The following is a 16,357-nucleotide window of genomic DNA, read 5'->3' as shown; positions in this document are numbered from 1 at the left end:
TTAAAATTAAACTGATGAAGAAAATTATATATTCAACACCCGTCTTTTTGCACAGTGTATTAGCGCAGCTGCATAAAGTAGGGGTTAAAATTATTGTAATATGCGCTTTAATACTAACTTCTTTTTACGGTATAGCGCAAGAAACAAGCGGCTCATTAACGGGCCAAGTTAAAGATGCAAAGGGCGTGGCAATTCCTGGTGCAACAGTTGTAGCAGTTCATACTCCATCGGGTACCCGCTATGCAATTTCTGCAGATAAAGATGGCCGCTACTTTTTAAATAATTTAAGAATCGGCGCTCCTTATACCTTAACTGTTTCTACAATGGGACTTAAAACCGAAATACTTAATGATATTTCCGTTCGTTTAGGTGGCAGTCAGCAGGTAAATTTTGTGCTGCAAGAGGATGCACAAGAGCTTAGCACAGTAGTGGTATCAGGCAGAAGTAAACCAAAACAAAAAGCTGATAATTATGGAACAGGCAAAAATATTAGTGCCGAGCAGGTTAAAAACATGCCAACCATTAATCGCAGCATTACAGATATTACCCGTTTAACACCTCAAGGAAGCCGTGATAATAGTTTTGGTGGTACCAACTTTCGTTACAACAACGTAACCATTGATGGTGCGGTAAATAACGATGCCATAGGTTTTAGTCCCTCGCTAGGCGGTCAAACAGGTACATCGGGCATGAATGGCAGTAGCACCAGAACCAACCCCGTTTCTTTAGATGCCATCGAAGATATGCAGGTTTATCTGGCTCCGTTTGATGTTAAAATAGGGAACTTTACAGGAGGCTCGGTAAATGCCGTAACCCGAAGTGGTACCAATAAAGTAAGTGGCTCTGTTTATGGTTTTGGGCGCAATGCATCCATTACAGGCAATGATCGCATTGGTAGCCTTGGTAAAATGAATAATGATTTTCAGGATTATCAAGCAGGTTTCCGCATAGGTTTCCCGATTATTAAAAACAAACTGTTCTTTTTTAGTAATGAAGAGATTACCCACCGTCAAGATCCTACACAATTATTTGTAGGTACAAAAGAAACAAGTCATATTCTTAGCATAGCCGATGCGGATTTAATTAGCAATGCTGTAAAAACCCGCTATGGTAATACTTTTGATGCTGGTACAGCAGGTGTTTATACCAACTGGAGTAAATCACAAAAGTTTTTTAACCGCCTAGATTGGAACATCAATGATAAACATCAACTGGCAATTAGAAATAATACCATTTTTAGTAAAGCCACACACATGGATCGAGATCAACAGGATTTCCGTTTCAGCAGCATGGCTTTTCAGCAAGAAAATAATCAAACCAGCACTGTAGCTGAATTAAAGAGCCGTTTTAATAATGAGCTTTCGGGTAATTTATTGGTAGGCTTTACTCATGTAAGCGACAGCCGTGATCCTTTAAGCGATCCCACTTTACCACAGGTTCAAATTATGGGGCGTACACCCGGTACAACCATTTATTTAGGAACAGATAGAGAAGCGAGTATTTTTAATATGAAGCAAAAAACATGGGAATTTACCGCAAACTTAAATTGGACAAAGGGCCGACATAAGTTTTTAATAGGTACTCATAATGAGCTTTATAATATACAATATGGCTTTGTTAACGCTTGGAATGGTCGTGTAGATTATCAAAGTATTGAAGATTTTATAAGCAATAATCCTTATCGTGTTAGGGGCAGCTACAATTACACCAATAACAGCCGAGATTATTTATTGGCTAATCCTGCTGCCGATTTTAATGTAAACATGTACAGCTTATACCTACAGGATGAAATTAGAATTAGTGATAAGCTGCGTATTACTCCAGGTTTACGAGCCGATTTAGTGAATTTACCAACCATGCCACAACTGAGTGATAAAGTGCGTGATATTATGGCCGATCCTAATTTTGGTAATACTTATACTTACACACCACTAAACAGGATAGAAAATAAGTTTTTAAATAAAATTCAGTTATCGCCACGTTTAGGTTTCAGGTATGATGCATTGGGCAATCAGAAACTAATTGTAAGGGGTGGTGCAGGGTTATTTACCGGCCGGATTCCCTTTGCATGGTTAGCCTACGCTTATTACAATACAGGAAATAACTTTGGTGCTTTTGATCAAAGAGCAGACCAACAGCCTTTTGCGGCAGGTAGCGATGCCATTAAGCCAAGCCCTAACGGTATTGGTAATTTTATTGAGCAAAACGGTGCCGTAATTAACAATCCAAATAGCGGGCGCACACAAATAGATTTGGTTGATAATGGCTTTGTAATGCCCCAGGTTTTTCGTGGCAGCTTAGGAATAGATTACGAAACAGAAGGCGATTGGCGCTTTACTGCAGAAGGCATGTATACCAAAAGCTTAAAGGATGTATTGTTTCAGCAACTAAATACTAAAGATAACCCACTTTATTACGGTTACGACAAAGAAAAACAACAACCAGTTTACAGTGGAACAGTTGATCCTCGTTTTTCTAACATATATCTGTTAAGCAATACCAGCCAGGGCTATCGTTATAGCCTAACCGGATCAATTGCTAAAACATTTGTTAAGGCTTTAAATATCAGTGCTTCGTATACCTATGGAGAATCAAAAGATTTAAGTAACGGTGTGCGTAATTCAATGGAAAGTAATTGGCAGTTAAACCAAGCTTTGGTACCAAATAATCCAGCGTTAAGCTACAGTAATTTCGATACTCGCCACCGTATTGTATCCAGTATTAGCTTTAACCACGAGTGGAAAAAGGCAGGTAGAACTACCGCAAGTTTATTCTTCAGTGCACAATCAGGCAGCCCGTTTAGTTACGGTATTGTAAACAGCAGTATTCAAGGCTTATCGCAGCAAGTAAGTTTGGCTTATATTCCGCAACGCGAAGAAGCCATTCGTTTTTTTAAAGATCTGCCAACGCAAACCGCTGAACAGCAAGCTGCAGCATTTAACCAGTTTATTGATGGAAACGAGTATTTAAGCAGTAGAAGAGGTAATTTTACCGAGCGTAATAAAGGGCGTACTCCATGGAATATACAAGCAGATTTACACCTGGCGCATGAACTTTTTGTAAATAGTGCTAAATCGCAATCGTTAAGTTTAAATGTAGATATTATAAATTTAACCAATTTGATTAATAAAACTTGGGGCATACAGTATTTCTCTCCAAACACATTTAACTCAACAAGCAGTGTGGGTTTAACGCCAACATTGTTTCCACCACAGCAAAATGCAGGTAATTATCCTGTATTTACCTTCAGCAACCCTGGCCAGCCATATAGTATTGATTATTTCGGTTCAAGAACGCAAATGCAACTGGGCTTAAGATATAGCTTTTAACATAAAAATTAAATCAAATGATTATTAAACATAAGTGGAATTTAAGTATCGGATTGATGCTATTTTTTATGCTCATCATCGGTGCCTGCAAAAAAGATAAAACTGAATCTGTAGCGGTAGCATTTAAAATAGAAAGCTATTACCCAAATAGTGGTAATGCAGGTACGCTGGTTACCATTACCGGCAAAGGGTTTGGTACAGATCTTAGTAAATATTCTGCCACCATTTCGGGTAAAACAGCTGAAGTTATCAGTGCCACTACCGAAGCCGTAGTTATTCGGATGCCCGAAGGTGGAACAACAGGAGCACTTGCCTTAAAATATGATGCGCAAAGTTTTAATATTGGTGCCTACACCTATCAGGATTTAACGATTACAGCGGTATTGCCAGCAAATGGTCCAGCTGGTTCTCAAATTAGAATTACAGGCGCCGGCTTTAGCAGTACCACCAGTCCGGCTACGGTTTTTATTAATGGTAAAGCCGCTTTGGTTGTAAGCGTATCCGATAATTTAATTGTTGCAGAAGTTCCTGCGGATGCCGGCTTTGGTCCAATAATGGTAAAAGTTAACGGAAAGGAAGCTAAAGGGCAGAATTTTACCTATCAGTCCATTAGCTCAATTAAACCTTTAAGTGGCGGCAAAAACACAAAAGTAACCATTAAGGGTATAGGCTTTGAAGAGTTGGCAGCAGATAATATTGTCGATTTTAACGGAACATCAGCCACTGTTTTAGAAGCCACAACAGAACAACTGATTGTACTTGTGCCTGATGGTGTTAAAACGGGCCCCTTATCGGTAAATATAAACGGACAAAAAACAACCGGACCCATATTTACTGTAGTTGCACCACCAACTATTCAGTTTGTTAGCCCGCTCAGCGGACCAAAAGATATACAAATGACCATTTCAGGTGCTTTGTTTAGTACTGTATTAGATGAAAATAAGGTTTTTATAAATGGTGTTTCAGTTCCAATTCAATCCGCTACTGAAAGTGAATTAAAACTTGTAATTCCAGGCGGTACGGGCAGCGGAGTTGTAAGAGTAATTGTAAACGACCAGGCTGTTGATGGACCGCAATTTAAAGATCAAACTTTAGGTATTGCTTCAGTTAGTCCTGATAATGGTTTGGCTGGCACAACTGTTACTATTAAAGGTTCGGGCTTTAGTACTATTGCGGCAAATAATAAAGTTTATTTTAATGGCGTATTGGCTAATGTAAAAACAGCGACAGAAAATAGCTTGGTGTTGGATGCACCAACGGGATTAACCACAGGCGATTTAAAAGTTATGGTTGGCACTCAGGAAGCCATTGCACCACAGCAATTTAGAAGGGCAGGAGTAGAAACGTTAGCTGGCGGACCAAATAGCAACACTTTTGGTCGTTTTATGGCAGGAATAGCTATTGATAACAACGGGAATATTTACGTAACGGATAGATCTAACAATGTGGTGAAAAAGATTACCGCTAGCGGTACGGTTAGTACGTTACAGGCAAATGGTGCCGATATAATTTTTGATACCCCTTACGGAATCATTCTCGATAAGCAGAATAACATTTATGTATCTGACATCGGTCGAAACCAAATTAGAAAAATTACTCCAACTGGGCAGAATACGGTATATGCCTCGGGCTTTGCACCAGGTTTAATGACGTTTGATAACGCTGGAAACCTTTTGGTAAATATTGTTAGCGCTTACGCAGGTATGAATAAAGTAAATACTGCTGGTGCTTTTTCAAAAGTGGTAGGTCCTTTTTGGCCAATTGCGCATAGTGCTGTAGATGCCGCCGGAAATCTTTATTATGTAGATTCTGGTTCGAGTAGCAATAACGCTATTTCTCGTATTGGCACAGACGGCGTAAATACAGGCTATTTTGTTGGAAGCTCTGATGGCGCATATAATGATGGAATTGGAACTCAAGCAGCTTTTAATAGTATTTCTGGAGGTTTATTTTTATATGGCACAGGCAAATTAATTGCAGGAGATAGGTTTAATTATGCCATCAGAGAAATTGATATCAACAGTAGAAAGGTTTCTACTTTACTTAAATTATCTTACGGATATGCAAATGGTTCATTTAATGAAGCAAAAATAGGATCAATGGAGGATATGGCAGTTGATAAAGATGGAACTATTTATGTTTTAGATGCAGAGAATAAAGCCATTAGAAAGATCTTTTTGAAATAGTTTTTTTATTGGGTAGCCCGGGGAGCCAATTGCGCTTCCTGGGTTTTTTGTCATTAAATAAATTGCGAAAACTAAAAACCTCATTTGTTTGTATCTTTAATTATAAAGCATTTTCATCCAGTTTATTTAATGGAACATATATTATGGAACCAATTGAAAGAAGAAAATTTATAGGATTAACCCTAACTGCTGCAGGCGCAATAACTTTAGGTAGTATCGGCGGCTTGCCACTAAGTGCATTTGCCACCGAAGTTGATAGCGGAGATAAAAACAAAGAAGCATTTATTTTTGCTCAAGATCCTTTGCCATATTCGTATGCGGCATTAGAGCCTTATATTGATGCAATGACAATGGAAATTCATTACACCAAACACCACGCAACATATATTAAAAATATAAATGAAGCCATTAAGGCAGAAAACTTAAATTATAAAAATGCTGTAGATTTTTTTGCGCATGTGTCGGGCATGTCGGCAAAGGCAAGAAACAATGCAGGCGGAGCATGGAATCATAATTTTTTCTGGGCATCCATGAAACCTACACCTTCGGGTCTTCCTCAAGGAAAACTAAAAACGGCAATTGAAAGTACCTTTGGCTCTATAGATGCGTTTAAAGCTGAATTTACAAAGGCGGCGCTAGGGCAATTTGGCTCTGGTTGGGCTTGGTTAATTTCTGATAAAGGAAAGCTAAAAATCATTGGTACATCAAATCAAGATAACCCTTTAATGGATAATGCCGCTGTAAAAGGTACACCACTTTTGGCAATTGATGTATGGGAACATGCTTATTATCTAAAATATCAAAATAAACGCAATGATTATATTGCTGCATTTTGGAACGTTGTTAATTGGGAACAAGTAACAAAACGGTTTTCTTAACACATTACAATAAAGTAAATTAATGATTTTTACAGCAGGGTAATCCAATGGATATCCTGCTTTTTTTATGTCAATCAAAAATCAATTATTTAATACAATTATTCAATTTGGTTTGTAATATGCCAAAGTTTAGTATATTTGTGCCGAGAGCGTTAATTTAGATGCGGGTGTAAGGTTTAGGCTTTATACCCGTTTTTTTTTGAAATCAAAATTTTTGATGTTTCAAAACCAACGAATTTAAAATTATATTTAACCCTTAAATGTGGTTACGGTTAATAAATAGGTGTTAAAACCTGTTTTATTTAATACCTAAGGCACTATCCAAAATTGTAATACTTTATTATTCCTCGTAAAATATATTAATACGCCTGTCAGTTTTAGAAGATTTATTTGCAATCACTCGCTTTATTTAACCCTTAATTCAAGATTTTTTTTCTGCTATTCTGACTAAGAATATATTTTTTAGATTATTATTTTTAATCAGTCTAAATAGTATTAGCTTTGCCGAAATTTAAATCCATGAAACAGCTATACATAAAGCATTTTACCACAGTTCTTTTCATATTATTTTCTACGGCATTATTTGCACAAAACAAGGCCAGCATTAGTGGTATCGTGTTAGATTCTTTAGGCAATAAGATTCCTTATGCCAATATTCAAATTAGGAAACACAATCTTAAAACAAGTACAAATAAAGCGGGAGAGTTTTTACTTTCTGGGGTACCAGTTGGTACGCAACAAATTAAAATATCTAGTACAGGTTTTAATCAGCTAGAGCAAAATATAGTGGTAAACTTAAATGATACCACTAAAATTACTTTTATTTTAAAGGAGCAAAGCGAAGGATTGAATGATGTTATCGTATCTGCCAGCCGCAGACCTGAATCATTATCTCAAACGCCATCATCCGTTACGGTTTTAACAGCTAAAGAGCTTAATACACAATCTACAATTAGTCCTAATTTAGCCAATATTCTATCTTACAGCGTACCAGGATTAGGTTTTTCTACTAATCAAACTGGAAATTCAGGACAAACATTAAGGGGTAGAAACGTATTGGTTTTAATAGATGGGATTCCACAATCCACACCATTAAGAGCAGGTGGAAGAGATATTAGAAGTATCGATCCTTCAGTAATTGAACGTGTAGAAGTTATTAAAGGTGCTACAGCAATTTATGGTAATGGCGCCGAAGGTGGTTTAATAAACTACATCACTAAAAAGGCAGATCAGGGAAAATCTTTTGGTGGTTATTCGCAGGCAGGCATAACAGGCAACTTTAAAGGCGATAGTACAATAGGCTACCGTTTCTCACAACAATTATATGGTAAAGCTGGAAAAATGGATTTTCTGGTAAGTGGTATGTACGAAAAATCGGGTGTATACCGTGATGCAGAAGGCCTGGTAATTTCACCAGAATATGGTTTGGGAGAAACAAAATCTTACAATGGTTTTGTTAAGCTAGGTTATAATTTTACACCCAAACAACGCTTGCAATTAATGTATAACTATTTTAGTTCAAGACAGCACTCTCTTTACATAACTAAAGAAGGCGTTTACGGTCAATCTCCGGCAATTGGTATTTACGGCGTAAGAAAAGGTGAGGATGAGGGTACACGCTACAACCACAATGCCAACTTACAATATACTAATCAGCAAATTTTTGGTAAAACCGATTTAACAGCAAATTTATACTATCAGGATTTTTATACCATTTATTCTAATTCTGCGGCATTTTTCGGTAGCGGCCAATCTGCCATTACTTCAACCAAAAAAGGTGGTAGAGTAAATTTAAATACACCTTTAAAAGTATCTGAAGGAGTATTATTCCAACTAAACTATGGATTGGATTTAATGAATGATAAAACAGCACAAAGCTTAACTGATGGTAGGATATGGGTGCCAGATATGAACATGATAAACTTTGCACCATATTTGCAGGCATCAACAACTTTATTTAATGATTTAACGATTAAGGGAGGTTTAAGGGCAGAAAACATAAACATTAATGTAGATGATTTTAACACCCTTGCTACAGGTGCAAATGGTGCAGGTAGCATTGCCGTAAAAGGTGGTAAATTAAATTATAATGCATTGGTGTTTAATGCTGGTGCGCGTTATTCTAAGTATAAATATTTTAATCCTTTTGTTAGCTATGCTCAATCTTTTTCAGTATTTGAATTGGGTAGAGTTTTAAGGGCTGCCAAAAGTAATACGTTATCTCAGCTAGAAACTAAGCCAATTATTGTAAATAACTACGAGGCTGGTTTTAGCAGCACCATTGGCAAGCTTAATTTTAGTGCAGCATATTACTACAGTACCTCTAAATTAGGTGCCAACTTGTTAGAAGTTAATGGTACTTATATTTCGCAAAGAATTCCGGAAGAAGTATATGGATTCGAAATTCAGGCAGATTATCAAATATTAAAAGATTTGAGTGTTGGTGGTAACTATGCACAAGTAGAAGGTAAAGGCGATGTAGATAATGATGGTAAATTTGATGGTGATAAAGATGTTTACTTAAACACCACTCGTATACCTCCATCAAAAACTACTGTATATTTAAAGTATGCTGGCATTAAGAATTTAACGCTTGATGTTAACTGGATGCGTGTTGGCAACAGAGATCGCTTTAAACCAAATGCTGCAGGAAAATATTTAATTGGTGAAGGACCTGTAAAAGCATTCAACTTATTTAATGTGGCTGCCGCATATCAGGTTATTCAACCTTTAAGAGTTTCATTAGGTGTAGAAAATCTGCTAAATAAAGTTTATTACCCAGCCATTTCTCAATTTTATGGTAGCGGTATTAATTATGTAAGAGGTAACGGACGCAGATTTAATTTAGCCGTAGGGTATTCTTTTTAAAAGAAGAAAGAACTTAAGTCGAAAAATTTAGACTGGTGCCCCATGAAAAATAAGCCTTTGTAGGTTTAAATAATTGGGGCATCAGCATAAATAAACACTTAAATTAGAATCTACATTTTGCCCAATTATTTTTTAATACTTAATTTATGTCTGAAATTTAACGTAAATTAAGGCATGAAAAAAATACTTGCCTATGCATTAGCCATTATACTAAATATTGCATTTTATTTCTTTTTATCCGTTGTAGATGCCTTTGCTGTATTTGTCGTTTTTGGAGAAGGGCAGCAAAGTGATAAATATTCAATCTGGGTATCTGTTTTCTTTCTTTTATTACAAATATTAATTCTGTATTGGCTCTATAAAAAACAATTTCTTATAAGAGATAAAACCTTGCTCATTGTTAATACGGTTATTACAATTTTGCTATTCTTATTTTTTGTAGTTTACCTTTCTGGTACTTTTTAAAGCCCAATAAATCAATGCTGGCTGAAAAAACAAACGTAAAAATCTTTTACCATCGGTATTTAAGCCAAATGCACTTCTGTTGTGGGTAAATTGAGAAATATTGCCAGGGAAAACTAAAACGAATAATGCAGCTGCCAAATTTCCTATAGTTTTTCGTTGTTTTACTGGGGCCAACGCTAAGGCAGTACCCATCGCAATTTCTACAAAACCAGAATAAACTACAGTATCATCTTTTTTTAAAGGAACCCAATCTGGTACTTGTGCCTGGAAAGGTTTCCTCGCAAAGCTTAAATGACTAATTCCTGCAAAAACTAAACCTGCACCCAGCGCTATACGAGCAATATTTTTAATGCTTTCTTCTTTCATAATGTTATTCTTTAACGCATTTTTTGTAATCGTCAATCTAATAGAAATTCATTTAGTAGAACAGCAGTTAAATAACTATTGTTTGGTGAAGGCAGATATCTTTAAAACATAAACTACAGCTCAGTGTTGTTATCTTTAACCAATTTGATTACACACGCTTCTTAACCAAATCATGGAAACATCTAAAGATAAAGATTGGCGTTTTAAACTGCACGAGGTTATTTATGAATCGAATACGCCAGCAGGTAAAGCCTTTGATGTAGGTTTGCTAATCGCAATTTTAGCCAGCATTGTTGTAGTAATGTTGGATAGTGTAGTGCATATTCATCAACAATATGGCAAGTTGTTTAGCCATTTAGAATGGATTTTTTCTATTCTGTTTACCATAGAATATATATTAAGATTAATCTGCATCAAAAAGCCCATTCGCTACGTTTTAAGTCCGCTAGGTATAATAGATTTAATTGCTTTAATTCCATCTTACCTGAGTATATTTTTTGTTGGCGCTCAATCACTTCTTGTTTTTAGGGCTTTACGATTGCTACGGGTTTTCCGAATTTTTAAACTGGGACATTTTCTAACGGAGATCAATTTTTTAACACAGGCTTTAAAAGGCAGTGTTCGCAAAATCAGTATATTTTTATTAACGGTTTTAACATTAACAGTTATTCTTGGCTCAATAATGTACTTGGTAGAGAAACGTGAAAATGGTTTTTCTAATATCCCTGAAAGTGTTTATTGGGCCATTGTTACCATTACCACAGTAGGTTATGGTGATATTTCTCCTGTTACACCAACCGGTAAGTTTGTGGCTTCAGTAGTGATGTTAATCGGTTACTCAATTATTGCCGTACCAACAGGCATCCTTACGCATGATTTGGCTATGGCTTCCAGACAGAAGAAAGAACTGCCAGAATCTTGTCCATCATGCAGTAGGGAAGGTCACGATACGGACGCCGAATTTTGTAAATATTGTGGCGCACCTTTATTTAGAGATTAATTTTTTGTGGCTATTTGGCATCATAAAAAGCATATTTCAGGAAAAATATTAATCACACTGTAGCATTTTCTCTATGCATATCGTTTAAGGAATAAAGCCAATATAAATCGATATGAAAAAAACATTAAAGTTAGCTGCTCTACTGCTTGTGTATTCAGCTTTATTTTTTGCATGTAAAAAGAAAACTGAAAATGCACCTTTTGATCCGCTTAAAGGTACCTGGGTAGAAACTCCAGCGCAAAATTATAAAAGGATAGTTAAATTTAATGATGGAGGGAAATTTTCTATGCATATGAGTAATACTGCCGATGCAAACTATATGTTAATATTAAATGGAACTTATACTGTGCAAGGCGAAAATTTAATAGTAAAGATTACAGAGCAACAAGAAAAGCAAGGCAATGGGCAAATCGTTACAACAATTGTTAATCAAAGTGATTTATTTGAAAAAGGAACTTTTAGCATAATTAATACGGTGCTTACGTTAACTTATACTTCTTATCCAGCTGATGCACCAGTAAGAACACAAGTGAAATTTAATAAAGTTATTGCTATAGATTAGCGTTGATTAAAATTTTTAAAAGGTCATAAATTGCTTAGAATTTGCAATTTATGACCTTTTTTGTTTGTAAGATTAATTCGTTCATCATTATTTATATTTGTGATAATTGTATCAGCAAACCAGTTTAAATTATTAATATGTTTAAAAGAAAGTTACCCATCTACGTTATTCTTGCTCTTTTAATGTTGATTATAAATATGCCAGTTTGGGCGCAAAACAACCTTAAAATTATTCTCATTAGGCATGCTGAAAAACCTGCCCAAGGCGATAATCTTAATTGCCAGGGTTTAAATAGATCCATACAGCTACCGTCTGTTATTGTTAAAAAATTTGGCGTTCCGAATTATGTTTACGTTCCTAATTTAAGTGCAGGTAAAGGAACAAAACGCTCAAGGGCTTTTCAAACGGTTTTGCCTTTATCCATTAAATATAATTTGACCATAAATTCGTCATTTGATGTAGAAGATGGCAAAAATTTGGTGAGTGACATTACCACAAAAAAAGGAACGGTTTTAATTTGTTGGGAACATAAAGAACTAACGAAAATTATGAAGGCTCTTGGTGTAAAATCAGGAAATATAAAATGGGATGACGGTGATTATGATAGCATTTGGACCGTTAACTACCAAAACGGAAAAGCAATATTTAGTATAGATAAAGAAAACCTTAAACCTAAAAATAATTGTGCTTATTAAGTGTTGATATAAAGGTTATTATGTGCTTTAGTGCTGTTCTAAAGCTAATTATTGAAAAGTTTTTTGTTCAGGATCGATCAAAAATTACTAAGTTTATGGCAACAGATATTTAAGCCGAAACCGAACAATTTATTACGTTTGCAACTTTCAATATTTTCTACTCCCGATAGTCTAAAAGCGCAAGATCGCAACTTAACCATTTGCTTAATTGAAGCGGCTCATTATGTAATGGCACTCAATTTTATGGATGAGTTTTCGCTGTTATACATTACACTAAACCAAACAGAACGCTCTGCCAAAGGCGGATTTCGCTTTGTTAGAAACGGGCACCTTAAAATGCATCCAATGGTTTACGATCATTTGGCGCTCATTAGTATATCTGGCATATGTGCTGCAACCATTGATACTCATGGATTAGAAGTGGTAACCACAGAGCGTAATAATTTCCCGATAGATTCTACTCTTTTAGTAATGGCAAATTGCGAGGAAGATTATGCTAACTTTAAACGCTTGGTGAGCCCAATATCCCGTCATTTTTTACTTCCTGCACGAGAAGTGCAGTGGAGTACCATGTTAGCCGCTTTTAACTTTTTTACAGTACCCGGTGTTTGGAAAAGTGTTGAGCTTATTGCTAGTTTATTAATGGAAAGTTCGGATGATAAACTTATGCATGCAGATATTTTGACTAAACTTAAAACGGCCGATTATTATGCAGATTTATGTGTAGCAATGGATCATTTGAGGGCTTTACGGTATCCATTATCAAAAACTGTATTAAAGGTTAGCATCGGTTAATTTTCCTTAAAAAAGTTCATTAGTGCCCAGGTAACTGTTAATCCATTTTATAATTTCTCTGCCATGATCTGTAGCATTTCCTATGCCAACACCCTTTATAGCAGCTAATTGCTCTGTAGATTTTGGTAGCTTTTCTGCAATAAGCTGCAAAACCTGTTCAGAAAGTATGGTGTGTTCAGCTACATTTCTTTTTTCACTTACAGCTTTTCTCCATGTAAGTAAATCTTGATATAGAAGTGGATTAATGATCTTTTTTGGAGCTTCAACTTTTTTAGCAGCTACAACCTTTTGCGCAATTTCCTTAATGCTTCCTGCATGGTATGCTTCCATATAAATTGCCGGACTAAAATCAGACCACGAAATTTTAAATAATTCTAACTTAATATTTAAGGCATTGAAGCAATAATTTAACAGATTTAATATTTTTTCCGAATGCTCGTCCCGATAGATTTTTAATTTATGAAACTCGGTTAACTCCTTTAAAATGGTTTCAATTTTTGGTATAAAATAAGCTGAAGCCTTTTTTAATCGCTCAATAAATAAGCTTTGGGCTTTAAAACTGCTGTTTTCGGGTATTTTAGAGCGTTCCTGATTTTTAAATTGATTGGCAATTTTAATCACTTCAGTTTCCAATATTCTGCTGCAATGATCTATTAATTTACGAAAAGCGCTATTTTCTATGGTATGATTAAAATTCGATGATTTAAGCTGTATCCAATGATTTTGAATGGCTTGAAAATCAAGTAAATCATCAATTAAGCTCCATTCAAATGCAATTTGGTAAAAGTCGAGTTGCTGCTGGTCGGGCTTTTTCTTTGTTGATTCCTTTGTAAATTTTATAACGCCAGCATCAGTAATAATATTCTCCATTTTAACTGGAGATTTAAGTACCAATCCCTCCAAACTTCTGCACCTACTTAGTGCCACATACGCTTGCCCGTGGGTAAAAGACGAACTTACATCAACTATGGCTTGCTCAAATGTTAACCCCTGACTTTTATGCACGGTTATAGCCCATGCAAGTTTAAAAGGATATTGAGAAAAAGTACCTGTATTTACTTCATTAATCTTATTTTCTTCTTGATTAAGATTGTATTTAAGGTTTTGCCATTCTTCTGGAATTACTTCCAGTTCAGATGCATCATCTATAAATTGCACTTTAACCGAATCGCTGTTAATAGCTAAAATTTTTGCGGCTTTACCATTATAAAATTGCTTTTTACCTGAAGAATCATTTTTGATAAACATTACTTGTGCGCCAACTTTCAATTGCAATATTTCATCAACAGGGTAGGCGTCTTTAGGGAAATCACCAGAAACAACGGCTTGATGCAAGTATATTTCTCCTTCTAATTTTTCTAAACATTCCTGGTTTATTTGCGTAACCAAATGGTTATGAGTAGTTAAGGTAACGTATTCATCTTTCCAAACCTGATCTAAACTAGGGTCGTAGCGTTTATTAAGCTCATTAAGTAAATCCAAACTCAATGTATTTTCTCTGATGCCATTTAAAATGTCGAGAAAAACTGGATCAGACTGGCGGTAAACTTTATCCAGCTGGAAAGTAGTTAACTGAATGGAGCGCAGTACAAGGCTATCAAAAAAGTAAGGACTGGAATAATAAGCTCTGAGGATATGCCAGGCATCATGTGCAATTGGAGAAAGTTGGTAAAGATCGCCAATCATTAAAAGTTGCACGCCGCCAAAAGGACGTGATGATGCCTTAACAGTACGCAGAGCATGATCTATAAAATCAATTAAATCAGCTCTAACCATACTAATTTCATCAATAATGAGCAAATCAAGGCACCTTAATAATTTTATTTTATCCTCAGAATATCGAACTTCCTGTGTCGGTATTTCACCTTGTTTTACAGGAATAAGCGGGCCAAATGGAATTTGGAAAAAGGAGTGAAGCGTTACACCACCTGCATTAATTGCAGCAACAGCAGTAGGTGCAACAATAGCAAAGTTTTTTTCTGTTGTACTTTTAATGTGGCGAAGTAGGGTTGTTTTTCCAGTACCGGCTTTTCCTGTTAAGAAAATAGGTTGATTTGTTTGCTTAAGAAAATCGAGTATGAGCTTATCGTTCAATGTTGTGCAATTATTACAAGGTTTTTATATTGCCCTGCCTGTTTATGATTAGCCAAATATATGTTTAAGGCAATTGTTAGCTGTTTTTACAAAGATGCCCCGAAAATTTTTAATCAACATCATTTAAACGTTTATTTTTTTGTTGATTGTATTTTGGCTAAAAATACAATCATTTTTTATTTTTATCGCTAAAAATATTAGTATATATTTGTGCGGTAATAATATTAATTGGTTAACAAATAATGTGTTCATCCGCACATGAGAATTGAAAATCCCGAAAATTTATTAGCTCAATCACTAGATTTTATAGAAAAAACAGATCAAAATGTTGTTAAAACTATAAAAACTAAGGGATATTACGTACGGGAAACCGCCTGGCACAGAAATTGGAAACTGGCTTTCCCGGATGATTATCGAGAAATTAGTTTTTACGATGATAAAATCGGAGAAACCCATCGTGCAGATGTGCATACACCTTCAGGGTTTACACTTGAGTTTCAAAATTCTCCAATAACAATAACGGAACTTACCAGTAGAGAGGCGTTTTATCCCAAACTGGTATGGGTATTAAATGGCAAAAAATTTAAAGGTTTCAGGATATTAAAGAACTTGCCAGATGTAGACGATCCTGCTTTGGATAATTATGAATTTTGCCATAGCGATCATCTTTCAATGGTTCGAAAATCGGAAGTTTTAATGGGATTAGAAAAGCCTAAAGTCCTTAACTTTTATCACCCCGAAATTAAAAAAGTAGCCATAACAACACATTATTATTCGTATTGCTGGAAACAACCGCATGCGGTATGGTTTATGGCTAAAGCACCAATTATTGTAGATTTGGGCGGTCACTTTTTATATGAACTTAGAAAGAGAAAGCAGGTTTCTGGAGATTATGCTTATTTAAAACTAATAACCAGAAAATCTTTTATCGATCAGTATTTGTAATCAAAAATATCGGATATGCTTGCCCTTTTTCTGTGGGAATCTACCTTTGTAAAACAAGTAGATTGAGAACACAATAAGCCCAATTCCGGATGCCAAATAAGATAAAACTTCAATTTCTGCATGTGCAAAAAAGAAGTAAAATAATATTACTGCAAGGCAAAATGCAAGGGCGCT

12 protein-coding genes are annotated in these 16,357 nt (G+C 35.6%); 10 read left to right on the top strand and 2 right to left on the bottom strand.

The annotated features are described in order from the left end of the window. Positions 1 to 14 precede the first annotated feature (14 nt). The 5 genes from EHC72_RS19290 (at position 15) to EHC72_RS19270 (ending at position 9,726) form a co-directional block, all read left to right on the top strand. A complete protein-coding gene (locus EHC72_RS19290; protein ID WP_131539351.1) occupies positions 15 to 3,329 on the top strand; it encodes a TonB-dependent receptor in 3,315 nt (1,104 codons plus the stop codon). Positions 3,330 to 3,346: 17 nt separating this feature from the next. Next, positions 3,347 to 5,515 (top strand): IPT/TIG domain-containing protein, encoded by a 2,169-nt coding sequence (locus EHC72_RS19285; RefSeq protein ID WP_131539350.1) that lies wholly within the window; start codon positions 3,347 to 3,349, stop codon positions 5,513 to 5,515. Between the two features lie 143 nt (positions 5,516 to 5,658). Then, positions 5,659 to 6,393: a superoxide dismutase gene (locus EHC72_RS19280; RefSeq protein ID WP_131539349.1), complete on the top strand. Its 735-nt coding sequence runs from the start codon at positions 5,659 to 5,661 to the stop codon at positions 6,391 to 6,393. Between the two features lie 519 nt (positions 6,394 to 6,912). Further along, a complete protein-coding gene (locus tag EHC72_RS19275; RefSeq protein WP_165585879.1) occupies positions 6,913 to 9,261 on the top strand; it encodes a TonB-dependent receptor in 2,349 nt (782 codons plus the stop codon). Between the two features lie 174 nt (positions 9,262 to 9,435). Continuing rightward, positions 9,436 to 9,726, top strand: coding sequence for a hypothetical protein (locus tag EHC72_RS19270; RefSeq protein ID WP_131539348.1), 291 nt, complete (start codon positions 9,436 to 9,438; stop codon positions 9,724 to 9,726). Here the strand turns inward: EHC72_RS19270 and EHC72_RS19265 are convergent. Beyond that, complete coding sequence (locus tag EHC72_RS19265; protein ID WP_131539347.1) at positions 9,691 to 10,092, bottom strand: DoxX family protein; 402 nt, start codon at positions 10,090 to 10,092, stop codon at positions 9,691 to 9,693. The two genes, EHC72_RS19270 and EHC72_RS19265, sit on opposite strands and share 36 nt — an antisense overlap. A gap of 172 nt (positions 10,093 to 10,264) precedes the next feature. On the opposite strand from EHC72_RS19265, the gene EHC72_RS19260 reads away from it, so the two are divergent. The 4 genes from EHC72_RS19260 (at position 10,265) to EHC72_RS19245 (ending at position 13,144) form a co-directional block, all read left to right on the top strand. After that, positions 10,265 to 11,092 carry an ion transporter gene (locus EHC72_RS19260; protein ID WP_131539346.1) on the top strand — a complete coding sequence of 276 codons (828 nt, stop codon included), beginning with the start codon at positions 10,265 to 10,267 and terminating at the stop codon, positions 11,090 to 11,092. 112 nt (positions 11,093 to 11,204) lie between these two features. Then, positions 11,205 to 11,654, top strand: coding sequence for a hypothetical protein (locus EHC72_RS19255; protein WP_131539345.1), 450 nt, complete (start codon positions 11,205 to 11,207; stop codon positions 11,652 to 11,654). A gap of 137 nt (positions 11,655 to 11,791) precedes the next feature. Then, positions 11,792 to 12,349: a histidine phosphatase family protein gene (locus EHC72_RS19250; RefSeq protein ID WP_131539344.1), complete on the top strand. Its 558-nt coding sequence runs from the start codon at positions 11,792 to 11,794 to the stop codon at positions 12,347 to 12,349. A gap of 138 nt (positions 12,350 to 12,487) precedes the next feature. Then, positions 12,488 to 13,144: a hypothetical protein gene (locus tag EHC72_RS19245; RefSeq protein WP_165585878.1), complete on the top strand. Its 657-nt coding sequence runs from the start codon at positions 12,488 to 12,490 to the stop codon at positions 13,142 to 13,144. Between the two features lie 6 nt (positions 13,145 to 13,150). Here the strand turns inward: EHC72_RS19245 and EHC72_RS19240 are convergent, their stop codons facing one another. Further along, positions 13,151 to 15,238, bottom strand: a complete 2,088-nt coding sequence (locus EHC72_RS19240; RefSeq protein WP_131539342.1) for an HRDC domain-containing protein — start codon at positions 15,236 to 15,238, stop codon at positions 13,151 to 13,153. 258 nt (positions 15,239 to 15,496) lie between these two features. On the opposite strand from EHC72_RS19240, the gene EHC72_RS19235 reads away from it, so the two are divergent. Further along, a complete protein-coding gene (locus EHC72_RS19235; RefSeq protein WP_233167065.1) occupies positions 15,497 to 16,183 on the top strand; it encodes a competence protein CoiA family protein in 687 nt (228 codons plus the stop codon). Positions 16,184 to 16,357: the final 174 nt, after the last annotated feature.

The sequence above is a fragment of the Pedobacter nototheniae genome (genome assembly GCF_004335085.1).
Classification (GTDB): Bacteria; Bacteroidota; Bacteroidia; order Sphingobacteriales; family Sphingobacteriaceae; genus Pedobacter; species Pedobacter nototheniae.
Note: the sequence above shows the minus strand (reverse complement) of the source record. Positions and strands in the feature narration are given on the sequence as shown.